This is a genomic window from Streptomyces sp. SAI-170 (genome assembly GCF_049739565.1).
Taxonomy (GTDB): domain Bacteria; phylum Actinomycetota; class Actinomycetes; order Streptomycetales; family Streptomycetaceae; genus Streptomyces.
Map to the genome: position 1 here is coordinate 88,065 of NZ_JBMGQD010000002.1, position 18,844 is coordinate 106,908.

At 70.4% G+C, this 18,844-nt stretch carries 19 protein-coding genes; 17 read left to right on the plus strand and 2 right to left on the minus strand.

Translation table 11 applies throughout. The features are described from left to right. The first annotated feature begins 22 nt into the window (after positions 1-22). The 10 genes from RKD23_RS39745 (at position 23) to RKD23_RS39790 (ending at position 7,923) form a co-directional block, all read left to right on the plus strand. Positions 23-658 (plus strand): hypothetical protein, encoded by a 636-nt coding sequence (locus tag RKD23_RS39745; RefSeq protein ID WP_424858523.1) that lies wholly within the window; start codon positions 23-25, stop codon positions 656-658. After that, positions 652-1,527, plus strand: coding sequence for an ATP/GTP-binding protein (locus RKD23_RS39750; RefSeq protein ID WP_424858524.1), 876 nt, complete (start codon positions 652-654; stop codon positions 1,525-1,527). The genes RKD23_RS39745 and RKD23_RS39750 overlap by 7 nt, the downstream gene beginning before the upstream one ends. Positions 1,528-1,548: 21 nt before the next feature. Further along, positions 1,549-2,253, plus strand: a complete 705-nt coding sequence (locus RKD23_RS39755) for an SAF domain-containing protein (RefSeq protein ID WP_424858525.1) — start codon at positions 1,549-1,551, stop codon at positions 2,251-2,253. After that, on the plus strand, positions 2,253-3,077 hold the full coding sequence (locus RKD23_RS39760) for a hypothetical protein (protein ID WP_424858526.1): 825 nt from the start codon (positions 2,253-2,255) through the stop codon (positions 3,075-3,077). The genes RKD23_RS39755 and RKD23_RS39760 overlap by 1 nt, the downstream gene beginning before the upstream one ends. Then, complete coding sequence (locus tag RKD23_RS39765) at positions 3,067-4,554, plus strand: CpaF family protein (protein WP_424858527.1); 1,488 nt, start codon at positions 3,067-3,069, stop codon at positions 4,552-4,554. The genes RKD23_RS39760 and RKD23_RS39765 overlap by 11 nt, the downstream gene beginning before the upstream one ends. Beyond that, positions 4,551-5,507 (plus strand): type II secretion system F family protein, encoded by a 957-nt coding sequence (locus RKD23_RS39770; protein ID WP_424858528.1) that lies wholly within the window; start codon positions 4,551-4,553, stop codon positions 5,505-5,507. The genes RKD23_RS39765 and RKD23_RS39770 overlap by 4 nt, the downstream gene beginning before the upstream one ends. Next, positions 5,504-6,385, plus strand: coding sequence for a type II secretion system F family protein (locus tag RKD23_RS39775; protein WP_424858529.1), 882 nt, complete (start codon positions 5,504-5,506; stop codon positions 6,383-6,385). Before RKD23_RS39770 ends, RKD23_RS39775 begins: the two co-directional genes overlap by 4 nt. Before the next feature lie 46 nt (positions 6,386-6,431). Continuing rightward, positions 6,432-6,803, plus strand: coding sequence for a hypothetical protein (locus RKD23_RS39780; protein ID WP_424858530.1), 372 nt, complete (start codon positions 6,432-6,434; stop codon positions 6,801-6,803). After that, entirely contained in the window at positions 6,803-7,228 is a 426-nt protein-coding gene (locus tag RKD23_RS39785) for a TadE/TadG family type IV pilus assembly protein (RefSeq protein WP_424858531.1), read from the plus strand. The genes RKD23_RS39780 and RKD23_RS39785 overlap by 1 nt, the downstream gene beginning before the upstream one ends. Before the next feature lie 182 nt (positions 7,229-7,410). After that, positions 7,411-7,923: a TadE family protein gene (locus tag RKD23_RS39790; RefSeq protein WP_424858546.1), complete on the plus strand. Its 513-nt coding sequence runs from the start codon at positions 7,411-7,413 to the stop codon at positions 7,921-7,923. A gap of 20 nt (positions 7,924-7,943) precedes the next feature. On the opposite strand, the gene RKD23_RS39795 is transcribed toward RKD23_RS39790, so the two are convergent. Both RKD23_RS39795 and RKD23_RS39800 read right to left on the minus strand, forming a co-directional pair. Next, entirely contained in the window at positions 7,944-8,279 is a 336-nt protein-coding gene (locus RKD23_RS39795) for a hypothetical protein (RefSeq protein ID WP_424858532.1), read from the minus strand. A gap of 36 nt (positions 8,280-8,315) precedes the next feature. Further along, positions 8,316-8,849 carry a DUF4262 domain-containing protein gene (locus tag RKD23_RS39800; RefSeq protein WP_424858533.1) on the minus strand — a complete coding sequence of 178 codons (534 nt, stop codon included), beginning with the start codon at positions 8,847-8,849 and terminating at the stop codon, positions 8,316-8,318. A 233-nt stretch (positions 8,850-9,082) separates the two neighbouring features. On the opposite strand from RKD23_RS39800, the gene RKD23_RS39805 reads away from it, so the two are divergent. From RKD23_RS39805 to RKD23_RS39835, 7 genes are all read left to right on the plus strand, one after another. Further along, positions 9,083-9,535 carry a pilus assembly protein TadG-related protein gene (locus RKD23_RS39805; RefSeq protein ID WP_424858534.1) on the plus strand — a complete coding sequence of 151 codons (453 nt, stop codon included), beginning with the start codon at positions 9,083-9,085 and terminating at the stop codon, positions 9,533-9,535. A 1,437-nt stretch (positions 9,536-10,972) separates the two neighbouring features. After that, the gene (locus tag RKD23_RS39810) at positions 10,973-13,114 is read left to right on the plus strand and encodes a hypothetical protein (protein ID WP_424858535.1); all 2,142 of its coding nucleotides are present in this window, start codon (positions 10,973-10,975) and stop codon (positions 13,112-13,114) included. Between the two features lie 180 nt (positions 13,115-13,294). Beyond that, on the plus strand, positions 13,295-15,238 hold the full coding sequence (locus tag RKD23_RS39815) for a DUF2637 domain-containing protein (RefSeq protein WP_424858536.1): 1,944 nt from the start codon (positions 13,295-13,297) through the stop codon (positions 15,236-15,238). A gap of 198 nt (positions 15,239-15,436) precedes the next feature. Then, positions 15,437-15,868, plus strand: a complete 432-nt coding sequence (locus tag RKD23_RS39820) for a DUF5958 family protein (protein WP_424858537.1) — start codon at positions 15,437-15,439, stop codon at positions 15,866-15,868. An 837-nt stretch (positions 15,869-16,705) separates the two neighbouring features. Beyond that, positions 16,706-17,314 carry a hypothetical protein gene (locus RKD23_RS39825; protein WP_424858538.1) on the plus strand — a complete coding sequence of 203 codons (609 nt, stop codon included), beginning with the start codon at positions 16,706-16,708 and terminating at the stop codon, positions 17,312-17,314. A 225-nt stretch (positions 17,315-17,539) separates the two neighbouring features. After that, positions 17,540-17,728, plus strand: coding sequence for a hypothetical protein (locus RKD23_RS39830; protein WP_424858539.1), 189 nt, complete (start codon positions 17,540-17,542; stop codon positions 17,726-17,728). A gap of 11 nt (positions 17,729-17,739) precedes the next feature. Further along, the gene (locus tag RKD23_RS39835; protein ID WP_424858540.1) at positions 17,740-17,973 is read left to right on the plus strand and encodes a hypothetical protein; all 234 of its coding nucleotides are present in this window, start codon (positions 17,740-17,742) and stop codon (positions 17,971-17,973) included. Positions 17,974-18,844: the final 871 nt, after the last annotated feature.

Here is an 18,844-nt window from a genome sequence, read left to right on the forward strand (position 1 = left end):
GGGCGTCGCACGGGGAGGCAATGTGAACGTCCCGGTAAACGGAAACCAACGTTGCGCTGTTCGCAGCCGGAATCTGCTGGCCGCGGCTCTGGCGGCTGGAGCACTGCTGGCGCTCTGCGCGTGCAGCTCGTCGAGCGAAGGCGACGAGGCTGCCGACAAACCATCACGCAGCTCTCCGTCCACGTCTGGGACTTCCACGACTGCTCCCGCACCCAGCCCCTCGGCGTCGACCGACCCGGCACTGGCTGCGGAGCAGGAGGCGATTGCCCGTTACCGCGCCTACTGGCGTGAGATGGAGAAGCTCTACGCCGACCCCGCCGGCAAAAGCGCCCATCTTGATCGATACGCAGCATCCGCGGCCTTGAAGAATGCCCAGACCGACGCAAAACGTGCCCACGACGACGGCAACATCATCATCGGCAGCGTAACGATCTCTAGCTCCACCGCCACGAAGACCGACACGACGGGCAAGGTTCCCAACGTCACCCTGTCGAACTGTCTGGACATCTCAAAGTGGGAGACGGTCGATGCCAAGAACAAGGAGCCGGCGAACCTCCCGGCCAACCGGCTGCTGAAGTACGTAGTCGTCAGCACCGTCGAGAAGTATCCCGAGGGGTGGCGCGTCACCCGCGACGAGCCACAAGGAAAGTCATGCTGAGACGTCACAGCGTCGCCATAACCACAATGACTGTCCTAGCTACGCTCTCCGTCTCCCCCAACGCTTACGCAGACAAGGCCCCCAAGGGCAGCGGCAGCACCGATTGCTACCTGTTCACCTGCCAGGTCGAAGTCACCGTCCCCGGCCAGGACGGCGGTCAGGCGGGCGGCAGCGACACTGCAACCGGCGAAAGCGGTTCGTCTGCCGGGGACGACGGCAGCAAGAAGGTATGCAGTTACAAACTCGCAGACCCGCAGCCGCCCGCTGGCAGCTTGGACTGGGAAGGCCATGAGCCTGGCGACGGCGCGGTGTACGAACAGGAATGCGGCTGGGAGGACTTCACCAACACAATTGCCCGAATGGTCTGGTTGGCGAATCCGCCTGTTCAGCAGGCGGTGGATCCGGAGATCCTTGCTCAGCAGGCGGTCGACAAGATGCTGCTGCTGGGACCTGATATAGCCAGTCCGCGTGCGGCCGGGAAGTACACCGTGGGTGTCCCGATGTGGATGTGGGTCAACCAGAGCGCCACAACCTACGGGCCGAACAGCGCTTCGGCGTCGGCTGGCGGGATCACCGTCACCGCTGTCGCGAAGGTGTCGAAGATCGTGTGGACGATGGGCGACGGCGCTTCTGTGACCTGCAACGGCCCAGGCACGCCCTATACGTCGTCCCAGGGCATGGCCCAGTCCCCGACCTGCGGACACGTGTATTCCAAGACCTCGGCCGGCGCCCCCAGTGGCAGGTTTCCAGTGACCGCGACCTCAACGTGGACCGTCAACTGGCAGGGCGGCGGAGAGGCCGGCCAGCTCACCGAGGTCCGGCAGAACAACGTGGATGTGGCAATCGGAGAAGTACAGGTCGTCAGGTAACGCCACCGGAAGGACAAGACGGTGAGCAAGATCCAGGAACGTTTAGACACAGCCCCGAGCGGGGTCTCCCAGCAGGTGCGTGTGGCTCGTCCAGTGGCGCCGCCCCGGGTGTCGGCTCGCAGGCGGCGACCGGGTGTCATCGCACTGTCGCTGGCGTTGATCGCCGCTGGTGGCGCCGGGGTGGCTGTCCTGTTACTGCAGGTCGGCCACCGTACGGAGGTCGTGACCGTGGTCCGTGACGTCCAGGTTGGGCAGGTCCGCTCCGAGGACGACCTGGGCAGGGCGTCCGTGGCCCTGGACCCGGCTGTCAGGGCGGTGCGCGCCGACGATCTGCAGTCGGTGGTGGGCAAGCGGGCCGCGGTGGAACTCAAGTCCGGTTCTTTGCTTGCACCCTCGCAGGTGACGAGGGACTCGCTGGTGAAGTCCGGCGAGCAGTTGGTGCCGGTCGGTCTGGAGCCCAAGGAGATCCCGGCTACCGCTCTGGTGCCGGGCCAGAAGCTGCAGCTGGTGCACGTCCCGGCTCAGGGAACGACGGAGGCGGGTAAGCCGGCCGACGCCGCGGTGCGGACCATCGATGCAAGGGTGGTGAAGGCTTCCGGCGCTGCCCCGGGCACGGGAGTTGTGGTCGTGGACGTGGCTACCTCCGCCACGGACGGTCCCACGGCCGCCGCGTGGGAAGCGGAAGGCGCCCTGCGCCTGGTCCTTGCTGCCCCGGACGGCAGCTGATGGCTGTGATCGCGCTTGCAGGCTGCAGCGGTGCTCCCGGTGTGACCACGAGCGCTCTCGCCCTGCTGCTGTCGTGGCCGCTGGAGGCGGGCCGGCGGATGATCCTGGCCGAGTGTGACCCGGACGGCGGTGCCGTGCTGCACGGGCTGCTGCAGGGCACGCTCGGGGACCGGTACGGGCTGCGCAACCTCTCGGTCGCTGCCCGCAAAGGCGAGTTCAGTGACGCTTTCTGGCGGCAGCTGATCGACCTGAGCAGCGAGGACGGCAAGCAGATGTCCCCGCGCGACCGGCTGTTGCTGCCTGGCATCACCGACCCCGCACAGTCGGCGAGCCTCACCTCGGTCTGGAAGATCCTCGCGCAGATGTTCCGCGGCATCGAGGCCGAGAGCGGCCACGACGTCCTGATCGACCTCGGCCGCCGAGGGGCCTACGGGCCTTGCGGTGTCCTGGCCGAACAGGCCGACGCCACCTTCGTCGTGGTCCGTAACACCCTGCGCTGTCTGCAGGCCGCTGAAGGCCGGGTTCGCGCGCTGGCGGAACGCGTCGGAGACGTCAGCGTGCTGATGATCAACGAGGGCCCCTATCCCGCAGGGGAAGTGCAGCGCGTTCTGCAGGTGCCGGTGACCGCCACCCTGCCCCATGCGCCGAAGGATGCCCGCGTGCTGTCCGACGGCGCCGAACAGCCACGCCACTTCACCAGATCGCCGCTGATGAAGGCCGCCCGCACGACCAGCACGCTGCTGCTGCAGCAGGCCGCCATGCGCCGGGCCCGCCTCGATCCGCGCGCCGCCCGGGCAGGCGGGGAGGTGAGCCGTGCACGCTAGGCCTTTGCACCCGGACCCCACGGTGGCGCCGCTGCCTCAGGAGCGGGTTGGGCAGTCCAGCGGCACACCGGCGCCGGCCGGTGCTGCCTCGAGTACCCAAGTGCTCGGCGCGGCGGCTCCTGAGGTCACCGTCGATTACCGGGTGGCCCGCGAGATCGCGTCCCAGGTCGCCAAGCAGCGCGAGGAACTGCTCAAGACCAAGCCCGACATGGACCGGGCCAGCGAGGAGCAGCGCTGTCTGAACTGGATTGCTGAGGCTGTCGCGTTGTGGTCGGACGCCCAGGCGATGACGCCGCCCGAGGACGAGGCGCTGCGGCGCGCCGTGTACGACCTGCTCTTTCGGGCCGGACGGCTGCAGCCGTACCTGGACGATGACCGGGTTGAGGACATCATCATCCAGGGCCCGGGCGAGGTGTGGCTCGACTACGGTGACGGCGAGCGCCGCCGGGTCGGCCCCGTCGCGGACTCCGAAGAGGAACTGCTGGACCTTTTGCGGGAGTTGGCCCGGGGGTCCGGGCACAGCGAGCGCACCATCTCCACCGCGAACCCGACCCTCGCGCTGTCCCTGCAGGACGGCTCGCGTCTGCAGGCCATCACCGGGCTGGGGCCGATGACGTATGCGGTCATCCGCCGGCACCGCATCTCCCACGCGACGCTCGACGACCTCGTGCGACTGGGCACGATCGACCCCATCCTGCGTGAGTTCCTGGGTGCGTGTGTGCGCGCGGAGAAGAACATCATGATCGCGGGGAAGCAGAAGGCGGGGAAGACCACGCTGTTGCGGGCGATGCTCCGCGAGTTCGACCCGGAGTGCCGGTTTGCGACCATCCAGACCGAGGATGAGCTGTTCGCTCATGCAGGCGGCTACCACAGGCAGGTCGTGTCCCTGGTGGGCCGCGAGTCCAACGGGGAGAAGGACGTCACCGGGCGCGGCGCCGGTGAGGTCACGCTCCTGGATCTGATACATCCGGCGCTGCGGATGTCGCTGGAGCGGATCGTGGTCGGCGAGGTCCGCGGAAGCGAAGTCGTCGCGATGATGCAGGCGTTGACGAACGGTTCCGGCGGCAACCTGTGCACCATCCACGCGCGGCGGCCGGACATCATCTTCGACCGGATCGCCGAGCTGTACGCGCTGGCCCAGGGGAACCTGTCCGAGCAGCTCGCCTACCGGCAGACCGCCAACGGCCTGGACTTCATCGTCTACGTCGATATGACGGACGAGACGCAGATCGGCGGGCGCCGCCACCGCTACGTCTCCCACGTCCTGGAACTGACCGGGATCGGGGAGACGGGCCGGCCCGCGACCAACGAGATCTTCTCCCCCGGCCGTGAGTTCGGTGAGCTGCGGGCGGTTCCGCGGATGGATCCCCAGTGCATTGATGACCTGCGCCGTGTCGGCTTCGACTCGGGCCTGCTTCAGCAGCGTTACGGCGCCTGGGCGGCGCCGCTGCCGCTGAAGGTGGGGGTGAGTCGATGACGTGGCTGTTCGGGCTGCTGTGCGGGATGACCGTGGCCGGTGGGCTGATCGGGGTCGTGGCCGGTGTCGTGGGTACCACGGCGCCGCGGCGGCCCTCGCTGCGTCAGCGCTGGCTGGCCCTGCACGGCAGGAAGAGGCAGAGCGGGGACGCCCGGATGCGGCGGCGGACCCTCAGGGTCGCGGCCGTCGTGGTCTTCGTCGTCGTGTGGCTGGTCTCCGGCAACTTCGCCGGCGGGGTTGTGCTGGGCGCGGCCGTGATCGGCGTGCCGTGGCTGATCACGCCGGCACAGATGGCGCAGGAGCGCATCGGGCAGCTGGAGGGCTTGAGCGAGTGGACGCAGCGTCTGGCCGGCCTGCTGCGCCTGGGCATGGGCCTGGAACAGGCGATGATCACCAGCCGTCAGGGGGCGCCGGACGCTCTCGCCCCGCAGATCGTCAACCTGTCCGACCGGCTGCGCCTGGGGTGGCGGCCGCAGCAAGCGCTGCGCGCGTTCGCCGACGAACTCGACGATGTCACCGCCGACAAGGTGGCCGCGGCGCTCATCCTGTCCGCGGGCGACCGCGGCCCGGGCCTGGCGCAGGCCTTGGAGGACCTGTCGGGCACCGTCCGCGAGGAGGTCGCCCGCAAGCGTGGCATCGAGGCGGACCGGGCAAAACCGCGCACCACGGTGCGGTGGATGACCATCATCACCGTGGGTGTCGTGGTGGCCGGGTTCTTCGTGCCCAGCTACACCAGGCCGTACTCCACGCTCCTGGGACAGCTCGTGCTCGCCTTGATGGCGGCCGGATTCGTCGGCGTGCTCGCTCTGATGCGGCAGTTGGGGTCCTTCCGCCGTATCCCCCGCTTCCTCATTCCCGACCCGGCCAGCACCGTCCGCCTGCCCGCGCCCACGCCCGGGCCGGAGGCGGATGTGCCGGTCGCCGCCCGTGAGCCGGAAGGAGCCGCCCCGTGAACCTGCTCCCCGTCGTGGCCGGCGGCACGGCCGGTGCCGGTCTCGCGCTGCTGATCCGGGAACTGCTGCAGTCCCAGCCCGCGCTGCGGCCGGCCCTGACGCGCAGTGCCCCGGCCACCTTGACGATGCCCGAGCCGGAGCTGGAGCGCGAGGAGGTGTGGGGCCGGTGGCTGCTGGCCCGCCTCGAGCGGCTTCCGGGCGTCAAGGTTCCCACCGTCAACCTCGCTCTGCTCGGGCAGGGTCCGGGCCAGTTCATGCTCAAGAAGACGGCGCTCGCCGTGCTGGGCCTGCTCTGCCCCGTGATCGCGGCGGTTCCGTGGATCATCGCGGGCGTAGGCCTGCCGTTCTACGTGCCCGCCGGCGCCGGACTCCTCGTCGCGGCCCTGCTGTTCATCACACCCGATCTCGCGGTGCGGGACCAGGCCAGGCGGGCGCGGGAGGAGTTCGCGCACGCCCTGTCCGCCTACCTGGACCTGGTCGCGCTCAAGCGGGCCGCCGACGCCGGACCTGCTGAGGCGCTTCAGAAGGCGGCCGAGGTCGGCGAGGGCTGGCCCTTTTTGTATCTGCAGGGCGCGCTGCGCCGGGCCCGGCTGGAGAAGATTCCGCCGTACCAGGCGCTCACCGAACTCGCCCACGAGTACGGCCTGCCTGTCCTGGACGATGTCGCCGACATCATGCGCGGCTCAGCCACCGACGGAGCCGCCGTCTACAAGGCGCTGCGCGCCCGCACCGCGGCGCTCAATGCCGAACTGCTGGCCGATCAGGCCGCCGAGGCGAACGCGGCCAGCGAAAAGATGACCGCGCCGGGAGCCCTGCTGGCGGTCCTGGTGATGCTGCTGATGGCCTTCCCCGCCGTGATCCGCATGCTCACCGTCTAAAAAACCATCGCCCCTGTTCACCACCTGCTGAGAGAGGTCGAGGAACATGAAGCACACCGCAGCCCGCACCCGCCGTGCCGTGCTCCGCGCGAGCCCGCACCCGCACGCCGGCCCGCACACCGCATTACCCGCACCGGGCCACGGGCCCGGCCACCGAGGCGCGCATGCCCGGGCGCACGCAGGCGGTCCGGTCCCCGCGCTGAGCGCGCGCGTGCGGGCGCGCACGAAGGGTGCGGTCCTCGGACTGACCGGGCACGTGCGCCAAGGCCTCCAGGAGGCCTGGCGCCGGCCCGACCGCGGCGACATCTCCACCACCACCGTCATCATCTGGGTGGCCGCCGTCGGCGGTGCCATCCTGATCGCCGGGACCATCGCCGTGGTGCTCGCCAGGTACAACGGCATCCTCAACGGGCTGTGATGAGCCACATCCAGCGGCTGTCGCACCGGTGGCAGGGGCGCAGGTGGAGCGAGGACCGCGGGGACACCAGCATCCAGATGGCGATCGTCTTCCCCCTCGTGCTGCTCGCCACCCTCGCCGTCGTCCAGGCCTCCCTGTGGTACTACGCCCGGCAGATCGCCCTGACCGCTGCCCGCGAAGGCGCCACCGCGGCGCGTACCTACCAGTCGGGCCCGGCCGACGGTGCGGCCCAGGCGCGGGCCGTGCTGGCGCGCACCGCGGGTGACAGCCTGAACGGCTACAGCGTGAGCGCGTACAGCAACGGCCAGCGTGTGCGCGTTGAGGTGTCCGGCACGGCCCTGTCGATGATCCCCGGTGTACCGGGCCTTGGGATCACCCAGTCGGCGTCCGGGCCCGTGGAGCGCTGGACAGTCCCGGGAGAGTGAATCCGATGCGATCCATGGCCCGTTGGACCCGCAGACTGCACAGCGGCGAAGGCAGTGCCGCGAACGAGACGGCGCTGACCCGCCAGGCCGGCAGACTTGACGGAGATGAGCGCAGGGCCGAAATCGAAGCGGCGCCGACCCGGCGGCCCGGCAGGCTGCGCAGCGACGAGGGCAGTGCCGCGATCCAGGCGGCGCCGGCCCCTCGGGCCGGGGGGCTGCGCAGGGATGAGGGCAGTGCTGCGATCGAGGCGGCGCTCGTCCTCCCGGCATTGATCATGTTTCTGTGTCTGGTGCTCGCCGGGGGCCGGATCGTCACCTCCGGCTCGAAGATCGACGCGGCGGCCGAGGACGCAGCCCGGGAGGCGTCCATCCACCGCACACAGGCGGCCGCCCACAGCGCCGCACAGGCAGCAGCAGCTGAATCCCTGGGCGACCAGGGAATCAAGTGCGCGTCGACATCCGTGACCGTCAACACCGGCGGCCTGAGCGTGCCGGTGGGGCAGGTCGGCACGGTCACCGTGACCGTCACCTGCACAGTCACTCTGTCGGATCTGCTGCTGCCGGGCGTGCCGGGGGCCAAGACGCTCACCTCGACGGCGACGTCGGTCGTGGACCAGTACCGGCAGCGAGCTCTCGGGTTCGCGAATCCTGAAGGGTCATGGGGCGCGAACCGAGGTAGGGGGGCCGTGCAGTGAGCGTGCGAGAGTACTTGGGTTCAAGCTCCGCTCGCCGAGCGATTCCGCGCTCGTGCTTGGCAGGCTGTTCGTGCTGCGAGCCAGACGGTCTCGAACTCTTCGAGGACGAGGCCGTGCAGCTCGTGATTGTCCCACTCATGGACGGGCACCTCAGCAGCGGCGCCGAACGTCTTCTCGCAGTCCGCCAGTGTTCCGGCAGTCCGGGCGGCTTGCCATTCGGCCAGGGACGCTGCGGCGATCGGCTTCGCACTGGGGCCTTGGAGTTCAACCTGGCGGGTGACCCAGCCGTCGGCGTCGACCTCGAAGTAGAACCAGGTGCCTTCCTCGGTCCAGTAGCTGCGGAACCAGTGCCTCATGCCGTCATGGTCCGCCACGACGCCGCCGTCGCACGCTTACAGGTCTTGCGTCCATACGCCGACGGGATGCTCGTCGGGGTGCAGGTCGAGCCTGGGCTGGTGGGACAGGAGGCCTTCCCCGCCGGCCTGCCAGGGGAAAGCTCCGTCGCGGTTGGGCCAGACGACCTGGAGGACCGGGAACGGCGGCTTGCGGTAGTAGCTGATCGCGGTTCCGAAGAACGCCTTGTACCAGCGGTAGTCGACGGCCCGGAATACCACGGGGACGCTTGCGACATCGTGGCGCTCGCGGCCGGCTTCCAAGGGCTGTCCTTGGACAGCTCGCTGAGCGAGTTGGTTGAGGATCGTCTGCATCAGACGCACGTCCAAGCCGAACATCGCAACCTCAGGCATCCGTCTGCTATGCCAGAGACCGGTGGTGTAGGCCCAGCCCGGTCCTTGGTCATCGGCGGGAATCATCGTGACCTGCCAGCCGTGCTGCTGAATGACGTCGACGGTCGACTGCGTGCGGGGGTCCAGTTCGTTGATGTCCTGGCAGACGACGCAGTGGCAGGGGGTGAGACCGGTGGGCATGGCCGTGAGCGTACGGGAGCGGTTCGGCCTCAAGCTCGGCGGGATCGGTCAACCAAAGGGGTCGGTGTCGGTGAAGCCGGGGTGGTCGACAACTTCGGTGTAGCGGAGGCTGGCGTTGTTGGACAGGTGCGGGTCGGCGGTGTCGGGCCAGGTGGCGGTGCGGTAGCCGAGGCAGGCGGCGATGCGCTCGCGGACCGGCGGGCCCGGCAGGATCTTGCGACGCGGGGGGATGGATGATCTCCCGTTGGCTGTTGCGGCGCCGGACGCGGCTGGGCGATGCGGGAGGTGTCACCGTGTTTGTCGCCGTGTGCGTCCTCGCTTTGATCGGCATTATCGGCGTCGCCGTCGACGGCGGCAGCAAGATGCGCGCCACCGAGCGCGCCGACTATGTCGCCGGCGAGGCCGCACGGGCAGGCGGGCAGGCCATCGACCCGGCCGACGCGATCAGCGGGAGAGCGATCGTTGTGGACCCGCAGGCCGCGGCCGCAGCAGCCCAGTCCTACCTGCGATCCGCCGGTGCCACCGGCACGGTCGGCGTGTCCGGCGACGGCAAGACACTCACCGTCACGGTCAACGGCACCTACGACACGAAGTTCCTGTCGGTGGCCGGGATCGGCTCTCTGCCGGTGACCGGCCACGGCAAGGCCACCCTCCTGCACGGCGTCACCGCCGCGGAAGGAAACTGATGCGCACCACCACCCGCTCCCCCGCCGCGGCGGCGGGCCGCACCCTGGGCCGGGTCACCAAGGCCGTGACGAGCCTGCTCGTCCTGGCCGCCGCCCTCGCCGGGCTGCCGCTGCTGCTCGCCTGGGCCACCCCCGTCATCTGGGCCGCCACCCACGACGACGTCCTGCACCTGCTCGACCGGCAGGACACCGGCGGTGTGTTCCTCCTGCTGCTCGTGGCCGTGGGGTGGGCCGGGTGGGCGCAGTTCACGTTCTGCGCCGTACGCGAGCTGGCCGCGCAGGTGCGGGGCCGCACCTGGCATCCGCCGCGCGGGATGGGCGCCTCGCAACGCGCCGCGGCCCTGCTGATCGGCAGCATCCTCGTCCTTGTGCCTACCAGTTCGGCACTCGCCTTTGACGCCCAGGCCGCCCCGGCACCCACCGCCAGCCGCCACCCCGGGCAGGCCCAGGCACCCCAGCCCGCCGGGGGCGAGCAGGCCCAGCCGCCCGCGGCGGGCACAGCATCCACCCGCTCCACCTACACGGTGCGCCAGACGCGGCCCGCAGAGAACCTGTGGGGCATCGCCGAACGGGAACTGGGGGACGGCGAGCGCTGGCAGGAGATCGCCGAACTGAACGAGGGCCGCACCATGGCCGACGGCACCGTATTCCGCGCGAACAGCTTCCTGCAGCCCGGCTGGCAGCTGAACATGCCCCAAGCGGCCACGGCGGGCGCCCGCACACAGCTGGACGACAGCCCTGCGGCAGACGACGAAAGCGGTGAGACAGCGCAATCCGCCGCAGCCGCGGCAGGCGTCCGTACGCAGCCAGGTGAGAGCCTGCCGGCGGCCCGCGAAGACGGCGCGCACGTCGTCACGGTCCACTCCGGCGACTACCTGTCGAAGATCGCAGAAAGGGAGCTCGGGGACGGCGCCGAATGGCCGCAGCTGTTCGACGCCAGCCGCGGCAAGCCGCAGCCGCACCACCTGCCCACCATCACCGACCCGAACACCATTTACGCGGGGCAGCAGGTCACCGTGCCCGAGACCCAGACCGGTCAGCCGCCCCACGAGCAGAGCGATGGTGAGGAGTCCGGCAGCCAGGCAACCGCTCCCCCGACCACACAGGATCCCGACGACCCGCAGACGCCGAACAACAGGACGGGCCATGCACCAGCGCCCGCATCCCGCCAACCCCAGGTGCCTGCACCGCAGTCGCCGGCGCCCACCGCGCCGTCCAGCCGCCCGGCCACCCCGCCCAGCCCGGCCGCACAGCCCGGACAGGGGCCCTCACCCTCCGCAGCAACGCCGGCGGCACCCCAGCCAAGCGACAGCGCCTCGCCTTCTGCCCTCCCGCCGTCGGCAGCGGCCGAGCCGTCCGGCTCCGCTGCCTCCTCCTTGACGCCCGCCGCCCCGGCGACAACCCCCGGTCGGCGCCAGCCCGCTGAACCTGCGGATCGTGCTCGGCGCCGGCGCACTGCTCGCCGCGGCCGTCACCGGCGCGCTCGCCCTGCGCCGGACGCTGCAGCGCCGACGCCGCAAGCCTGGCGAGAAGATCGCCATCGCAGCCGAGACCTCCCCAGCAGAGGCCCAGTTGGCAGCGGCCGCCGAGCCCGGCAGCGCTGCCCGCCTGGATACGGGCTTGCGGACCCTGGCCCACCACGTGGCCCAGCAGGAAGAGGACGCGGTCCTGCCGCCGCTGCGGGCCGCCCGCATCACAACTCGCGCAGTTCAGGTGCTGCCCGAAGACCTCGCCCAGGAACCGACGGCGCCCTTCGTCTCCGGGCCGGGCGGCTGGTGGGTCCTTCCCGCCGAGGCCGCCCTCCTGGACGAGAAGGCCGCCCACGAGGTGCCGGCACCGTATCCGGGGCTGGTCACGATCGGCAGCACGAAGGCCGGCGACCTGCTGCTGCTCAACCTCACGCAGCAGCCCGCACTGCTGCTGGACGGCAACCCCGTCCACATCACCGAAGTGTGCACCTCACTCGCCCTCGAACTCGCCATGAGTCCGTGGGCAGCCGACGTCGACATCGTCACCGTGGGCTTCGGCGAGGACCTGCCGCAACTGCTGCCCACCACACGGATCACCCACATGCGCCAGGCCGCACACGCACTGAGGGATCTGGGCGAACGCCTGCTGGAAGCGCACCAGATGCCCGAAACCCGGCACCGGCCCTACCTGCTGCTGTGCGCCTCCGCCCTGGACGACGACACCGCCTGGCAGTTCGCCGACGTCATCGACAAAGCAGGCCCCCTGCCCGTCACGCTGATCGCCCCCGCGGGCACAGCCGCCGCCCACTTCCCCCAGGCCGAAATCCTCAACGCCTCCCTCGACGAACCCCAGCCACTCGACCACACCGGCACCACCATCACCGTGCAGCGCCTGGAACACGCCGCCTACCAGCAGATCACCACCGCGCTGAAAGTGTCCGCACAGCCGCCCCACCCCGCCGAGGGGCCCTGGAGGGACGTCCCCGACGAGCCCGCCCCCACGCACCAGCCCGAACCGGCGTCGCCGGACAAGACGGCGCCCGCAACCACTGCCGCCTCCCTCCCGACACCCGAGGCGGCAACAGACGCCGGCGAGGCCTTCCCGGCCCTCCTCGCCGCCGGCACCGACCCGGCCGGGCTCCGTCTCCTCTCCCCCACCGCACCGCCGGCCCAGCCCGACGACAAAACCACCGGACCGGGCACCGAAGCAGCGGCGTCTGATGCCCCCATGTCCCCGACCACTGTGAATGTGGCCGGCACGGCACAACCTGCGAAGGCTCACACCCCAACCCCAACCCCAACCCCAGCCCCCTCCACGGAGCACCCGGTGCCGCAGGAGGACGCGCATGACCTGCACGCCCCCGAGATCCGGGTCCTGGGGCCACTCGAGGTGACAGGCGTCGCCAGCACCGGCCACGGCCCCAGAATGGCGCAGCTCGCCGCCCTGCTGTACTTCCGGCCCGGCCGCAGCGCGGATGTGCTGTGTGCCGACATGGACCCGGTCAGCCCCTGGTCGACGAGCACCCTCAACGCACGGATGCAGGGCCTGCGCAGCTGTCTGGGCCACGACACATCGGGCAACCCGTATGTGCCGCGCCGCAAAGCGGCCGAGGACCCCTACCGGCTCGCCCCCACCGTCCGCTGCGACTGGACCCGCTTCCTGCACCTCGTCGAACACGCCCTGCGACAGGGCACGAGCGGCCTTGCCGACCTGGAAAAGGCACTGACCCTGGTGAGGGGCAAACCCTTCGGCGGCCGGCCACCCGCCTGGGCCCAGCCCCACGCCCAGGAAATGACCACCCGGATCATCGACGTCGCCCACACCATAGCCACCCACCGCACCACACCCGGCCCCCACCACGACCTCAGCGCCGCACGCCGGGCCGTCGCCACCGGCCTCGACACCGACGACAGCGCAGAACTCCTCTACCGCGACTGGATGCGCACCGAACACGCAGCCGCAAACCGCCAGGGCCTGCACACCGCCATCACCCGCCTGCAACAGGTCAACCGGGCGCTGGACTGCTCCCTCGAACCCGAAACCGAAACCCTCATCCACCAACTCCTCAACCCCCGGCCAGGACAGCCAGACACACACACCAGGCCGTAACCGACACCCCCCACCCCGCACCCCGCACCCCGCACCCCGAGCCCGGCACCGCGTACCGCGGGCCCCGCACCCCGAGCCCGGCAGCCCGTACCGCGGGCCCCGGCCGAGCAAGCCGCCCGCAGGCAGGACAGCAGCCATCAGTGACGCGGCACAACAGCACGCAGAACTAAGGCAGGAGAGATGAGCGCACCCGTCCAGCTGACACGGGCACACCGCGTCCTGATCGCCGTGGTCGCCTCCGGCGCGGTGATCATCGCCGGTATCGGATTCGCCGGTTCCTACACCGCCGTTAGCGAACTCGCCGCGAAGAAAGGCTTCGGGACGTTCTCCCCCCTGTTCCCGATCGGTATCGACGCCGGTATCTGCGTGCTGCTCGCCCTGGACCTGCTGCTGACCTGGACCCGCATCCCCCTGCCCCTGCTGCGGCACACAGCGTGGCTGCTGACCACCGCGACGATCGCGTTCAACGCGGCGGCCGCCTGGCCGGACCCGCTCGCCACCGGCATGCACGCGGTGATCCCGGTGCTGTTCGTGGTCGCCGTGGAGGCGGCCCGGCACGCCATCGGCCGGATCGCGGACATCACGGCTGACCAGCACATGGAGGGCGTACGGCTCACCCGCTGGCTGCTCAGCCCGGTGCCAACGTTTCTGCTGTGGCGCCGGATGAAGCTGTGGGAACAACGCTCCTACGACCAGGCCATCACGCTCGAGCAGGAACGACGCGTCTACCAGGCTCGCCTCCGCGCCCGCTACGGACGCGCCTGGCGGCACAGGGCACCCGTCGAAGCCCTCATGCCACTGCGCCTGGCCCGCCACGGCCTCCCCCTCACCCACACAATCCCGGCAGGACCCGCCGCCGCAGACCCCGCCGCAATGCCCCCGCCGCCCATCGGGTCCGCGCAGCGGTCAGTGCCCCTGCCCGAGCCGACCGGAGTGGAAGCGACACAGCAGCAGCCTGCCGCGGCCCGCGCCTCAGCGCCCGCGCCCGGGCGCCCGCAGGAACCGCACAGCTCCACCGCAACGTCCGACGACCGGTTCGCCAACCCCCATGCGGCAGACGCGGCACACGTTCACAGCCAGCCCGCCACCTCGCAACACGCCCCGCAGCCCCGCGACCGCACCACACCCTCCACCACAGCCGGCGCACCGCTTACTGCGGAAGGCGGGCAGGTGCCACCCCTGCCAGGGCATCAGCGTGCAGAGGAAAACACCGAGGCGGACACCGGCAGACACGCACAGCCCCACACCCCCCACAGCAACACCCAGGACACGACCCCACCGGCACCGCCCCGCCATCAGCCCCCGACGATCCCCCGCCCCCGGCACACCCCCACGCAAGGAACACACCCCACCCGCACCGGCGAACGCGCGGCAGCCGCCCACCCACAGCCCCGCCTCCCGCACACCAACAGCCAGCCCGCCACCCACGCCCAAGGCGCCACCCGCACCGGCGCTCTCCCCGACCACCAGCGGGTCCACCACGACGCCACGCACACCAGACCCTCGCGAACCCCACAACCCCAGCAGCCGCAACCCGCCCCCGCGCCCACACCATCCACCTCACCAGGCGAGGACAAGCCGGCAGCTCACGACGCCCGCCTGCGCGGCGACGGCCAGACCACACCGTCAGCAACGGGCGCGCAAACCAGCGCGGAACGCCCCGTGCAGGCGGGCGCCGCCGCCGGGCAGCGCCCTGCGCCCGTGAAGGCCACCGCCGAGGATCAGGGGGGCAAGCGGACCGTCCTGACCACCGTCGACCGCTACTACCTGGCCTGGAGCGAGTACCACAACGAGCACGGCCACGAGCCGACCGCCGAGCAACTGTCCGCCCACCTCGCCCAGAACAACATCCACGGCCGGGGCGGGAAACCCGTCCACCCCTCCACCCTGCGCCGCTACCTGCTGTCCTGGCGCGTCTACAACGTATGGTCCGCGTACCGAACGCGCGGCGAACCGCCCACAGCGGACACCATCGCCCACGCATGCACCACCCAAGGCATCACCGCCCAATACAACCGGCCCGTCACCACCACCTACATCACCGACCACACACCCGACTACGAACGCCGCTGGCACACCCTCAACCACCACCAACAACCCACCAGCAGACCACGACAGACCTGACCAAGACCGCGAGGCGGCCGGGAAAGACCAACCCAGGAGACGAACACGCCAAGGCTGATGAAGATCTGTGAAATCGGCCAGTGCTGCTCTTCGCCCCCCGCTTGATTGCCGGAGGCAACGATGGCCGGCGTCGCCCGCGCTGTGTCGGGTGCTGATGCCGCTCCTCGCCCGGAAGCAGCGTCGTGAAATTATCCAGCGATGACTGAACCGAGCAGCGACGACGGCCGCACATGCCGGCGCGAGACCGAGCGGGTCGTCAACGAGATCGCCCAAGAGCTCCGCACGTTGGACGCCGGGGTGAGCTGGTTCTCCGACCTCGCCCCGACACGCCAGCAGATGGTTCTTCAGGAAGTCGCTGACTATGCGATGCAGGCGCACATTACAGCTGCGGACGGCCGTGCGGGGGTGGCGCGGTCTGGTGTGAAGCCCACGGCTAACCCCTCGGTCATGATCTGCATGGACCCGCCCCGCTACGGGTTCGCGGGCCTGCCCTCCGCCGAACACGTCAAGGCGTTCCGCGTCCTCGTTTCCGTGTTCGCCGTTGCTGACACTCGCCGCCGCGAGAGGTACTGCAAAGGCGCCTGCGGACATGCATGGCACAACCTGCCGGCGGCGACCGAGCATCCATAGCATCGGCCGCTCCAGCTCGGGCTGGGCTGGTTATCGAGCGGCCCCTCCTGAGTGACATCCGTCCGCAGGTCCACGCGCTGCGGGTGCGGAGAAGCGTGAGCAGGCCTGGGGAACCTCTGAGCGTCGGGTGGGGAAATTCAACGAGCCTCATCAAGGCCCCGGCGTCGATCACGGTGAAGAGCTTGAGCCGATCAATTGACGTACCGGCACGTGTTGGCGACGGCGCGAGCATCCGCCGGCCCGCTGCCCGGCCCACGCCAGCACCACCCCCCGCCGCCACCCGAACGAGACGCAACAGCCCAGTTCCGCCAGCATGTCAAGGCCCTTGAATCCGCGGGCGATTCTCGTCCAGCAAACGACAAGGCCGGAGTTGGGGCGCAGACAGCTGGTCCCCGGCCTCTGCCGGCGAGACAGTCAGCAAAAGTCAATCCATGCGCTCGCCGAGGGCCAGCACTGCGCAACTCCCGCCAGGTGACGGGCCGTGCGGTGGCGTGTACGGGACCGGCCGGCCGGTGTCGGGCACAACGCGGTCGCCGGCGGGACGCGCCAGTTACATCCAAGGCAATGCACACAAGCGTGTGAAGTGGCAATTGCCAGCGCCCGGACAGGGGTCACCGGGCGCAGGACTGGGGGCGCCGGCCACTGGACAGGGGTGCCTCTCGCGCGTCTGGCTGCGTGTCGCATGCCGTCGGCCTCAGCAGCATCAGGCCAAGGGGTGGAAGACAGTTTGTGTTCGGGTTCGCGCCGTCTCAGTCGGCGGCCGGGAACAGGGGTGGCGTGGGCAGCCCCTGCGGCGTGTGTCACGATCTCCCCCAATCTGTGGGGGGTGTTGCTGAAATGGCGCGGGACATTGCGCTGCGGCCGGTGGTGGATCCGGCCCTGGAGGACTCGGAGCGCGCGCTGCTGGAGAAGTCCGCCGACGGACTGTTCCCGGCCACGCTGCCGCTGCCCGGGGAGCCGGGGCTGGGCGGCCGTACCAGGGCGGACATCTGGGCGGCCCTGGGGGTCTCCGCGGTGTGCGCGCTGCTGCCGGTGACGATCCTGTGGGCGCTGATCGGCGTGTGGCCCGGCCTGGCCGTCGGGCTCGCGGCGCAGGCGGGGCTGGTCTGGGTGGGGGTCCGGTTCGGGTTCGAGGCGTTCGTCCTGACCGTCGTGGGCGTGCACCTGCTGGCCTGGCTGCTGGTCGTCGTCCTGGGCTGCGGGATGGACGAGCGGCGGCGGGTGGCCCGGCTGCGCCACGGCCGCTACTACCTGGCCGAGGACTTCGGCGACGGCTCCCTGCGCGGGCTGCTGGGCCACGCGCCGCTGCGCCGGATGGAGCGCGCCCAGGCCGCCGTGACGGCAGTACTGCAGTCGCAGGTCGACCGGGACGGCCCTGCTGGACGACATCGCCAACGGCGTGACGCTGCCGGCCCAGCAGTACGAGATCGCCCAGCGCCTGGCTGAGCTGACCCGGCTGGCGCGGAAGGTGCGCACCGCTGCCGGGGACGCCTCCGGCTCGCGGGTGGCAGGAGGTGCTGCGGACTCAGCGGCAGGCGCTGCGGCTGTCGTCGAGTGCGCTGGAGGAGCGGGTTAAGGCGCCGGAGCGGTACGCGGAGAACACGCGCGCGGCGGACGCGGCGTACCGCGCGTGGGGGGGCCGTACGGGAGCTGGAGCAACTCGGTGAGGACATGCACGAGCTGGTGGTGAACACGGTGCGCGACGAGCTGGCCGTCGCCGAGATCGAGGGGCTCGCCGGCCGGTCCCGGTTCCAGGACCTGCACCGGATGCTGGACGAGGCGCGGGAGGCGGGGCTGCTGGCCACGCGGTTCGCCGGCGAGCCGGCCGGCCGCCGGTCCGGCGACAGCGGCCGGGCGTGAGGGGGGACGGCATGACGCAGACATCCCAGCCCAGACGCGCGTTCCACTCCGGCCGCGGCAAGAACACCTTCGGCCGGATCCCGGGCGGGTTCTACCTGGTCGGCGCCCTGGTGATCCTCTTCGAGGCGGTCACGCTCGGCGCGGTGGGCCTGGCCCTGGCCGTCGGCGGCCCGAGCGGCGAGGGGGCATCCCCGGACAAGGAATCCCGGCGCCTGGCCGCCCGACAGCTCGGCGACCGGACCTGACGGGGCGACCAGCGACAAGGCGTCCGCGATCCGGTCGTAGAGCCGTCGAACCGCTCATACTCCTCCGCCCTTGCAGAGATCCCCATCAGCATGCTGCGACACCGTCATTGGTCCTTCCACAGGAGATGGAGCAACGTCACGACGCCGGCTCCCACCAGCAGTGCGGCGCCGAACGCCGGGTGCTCGAGGCTCGCGTACACCACCCCACACCCAATGAGGACAAGCACTGCCGTTCGATCCGTCTGACCATTCATGGGGATCCCTCCCTGCCCATCGGCTTGCGTCACCCCTTCTTCCTCTGGGTGACCTGCATCCGATGGAAACAACGACTGCAATCCGGACTGAATCCCCAACTGACCTTCCGACCCTGACCATTTGCCGTATAATCCACGCCCCGCTCCCCCGGCCTCCTTTGGTGTGCGACAGGAACGATCGGCGCCGAGTTCAAACCACCCAAACGTCGCCGCGTCCGGCTCGCCGTAACGGGGCCCGCCGGGCAGCTCTCCGCCGCTCACCCCCAGACCGGACTTCCCTGCCTGCAACGCAAGCTCGTTCACCGAGCACAGCGAGCCTGGTAGTGACCAGGGAGGGCAACTCCCCGGCAGCGCCACAAGCAGCGGTGCCGGGCCCAGCAAACGTGTAGTCGGCCGACCACGCCGCGGGTCCCGAAGACCCCTCGCCCAGGAGCTGTCCGGCCGGTCAACGATGGCGTTCGTCTGGTCCTGCTTGAGGCTCGACGACGGACTGAAGTCGATTGGCGGGCGCCTGAGGCTGCGCGACCATCGTCGGATGAGTACGGATGAGGGTCGGAAGCTGACGCGGGTCGTGCAGACGTGTTCTGCATACCCATCACAGTGGGATGCCTGGACGG

Bases quoted from the DNA above. Each gene is read 5' to 3' on its own strand.
- RKD23_RS39750 (WP_424858524.1), top strand. From the start codon at position 652: ATGCTGAGACGTCACAGCGTCGCCATAACCACAATGACTGTCCTAGCT.
- RKD23_RS39760 (WP_424858526.1), top strand. From the start codon at position 2,253: ATGGCTGTGATCGCGCTTGCAGGCTGCAGCGGTGCTCCCGGTGTGACC.
- RKD23_RS39770 (WP_424858528.1), top strand. From the start codon at position 4,551: ATGACGTGGCTGTTCGGGCTGCTGTGCGGGATGACCGTGGCCGGTGGG.
- RKD23_RS39780 (WP_424858530.1), top strand. From the start codon at position 6,432: ATGAAGCACACCGCAGCCCGCACCCGCCGTGCCGTGCTCCGCGCGAGC.
- RKD23_RS39785 (WP_424858531.1), top strand. From the start codon at position 6,803: ATGAGCCACATCCAGCGGCTGTCGCACCGGTGGCAGGGGCGCAGGTGG.
- RKD23_RS39795 (WP_424858532.1), bottom strand. From the start codon at position 8,279: ATGAGGCACTGGTTCCGCAGCTACTGGACCGAGGAAGGCACCTGGTTC.
- RKD23_RS39800 (WP_424858533.1), bottom strand. From the start codon at position 8,849: ATGCCCACCGGTCTCACCCCCTGCCACTGCGTCGTCTGCCAGGACATC.
- RKD23_RS39805 (WP_424858534.1), top strand. From the start codon at position 9,083: ATGATCTCCCGTTGGCTGTTGCGGCGCCGGACGCGGCTGGGCGATGCG.
- RKD23_RS39815 (WP_424858536.1), top strand. From the start codon at position 13,295: ATGAGCGCACCCGTCCAGCTGACACGGGCACACCGCGTCCTGATCGCC.
- RKD23_RS39820 (WP_424858537.1), top strand. From the start codon at position 15,437: ATGACTGAACCGAGCAGCGACGACGGCCGCACATGCCGGCGCGAGACC.
- RKD23_RS39825 (WP_424858538.1), top strand. From the start codon at position 16,706: ATGGCGCGGGACATTGCGCTGCGGCCGGTGGTGGATCCGGCCCTGGAG.
- RKD23_RS39830 (WP_424858539.1), top strand. From the start codon at position 17,540: ATGCACGAGCTGGTGGTGAACACGGTGCGCGACGAGCTGGCCGTCGCC.
- RKD23_RS39835 (WP_424858540.1), top strand. From the start codon at position 17,740: ATGACGCAGACATCCCAGCCCAGACGCGCGTTCCACTCCGGCCGCGGC.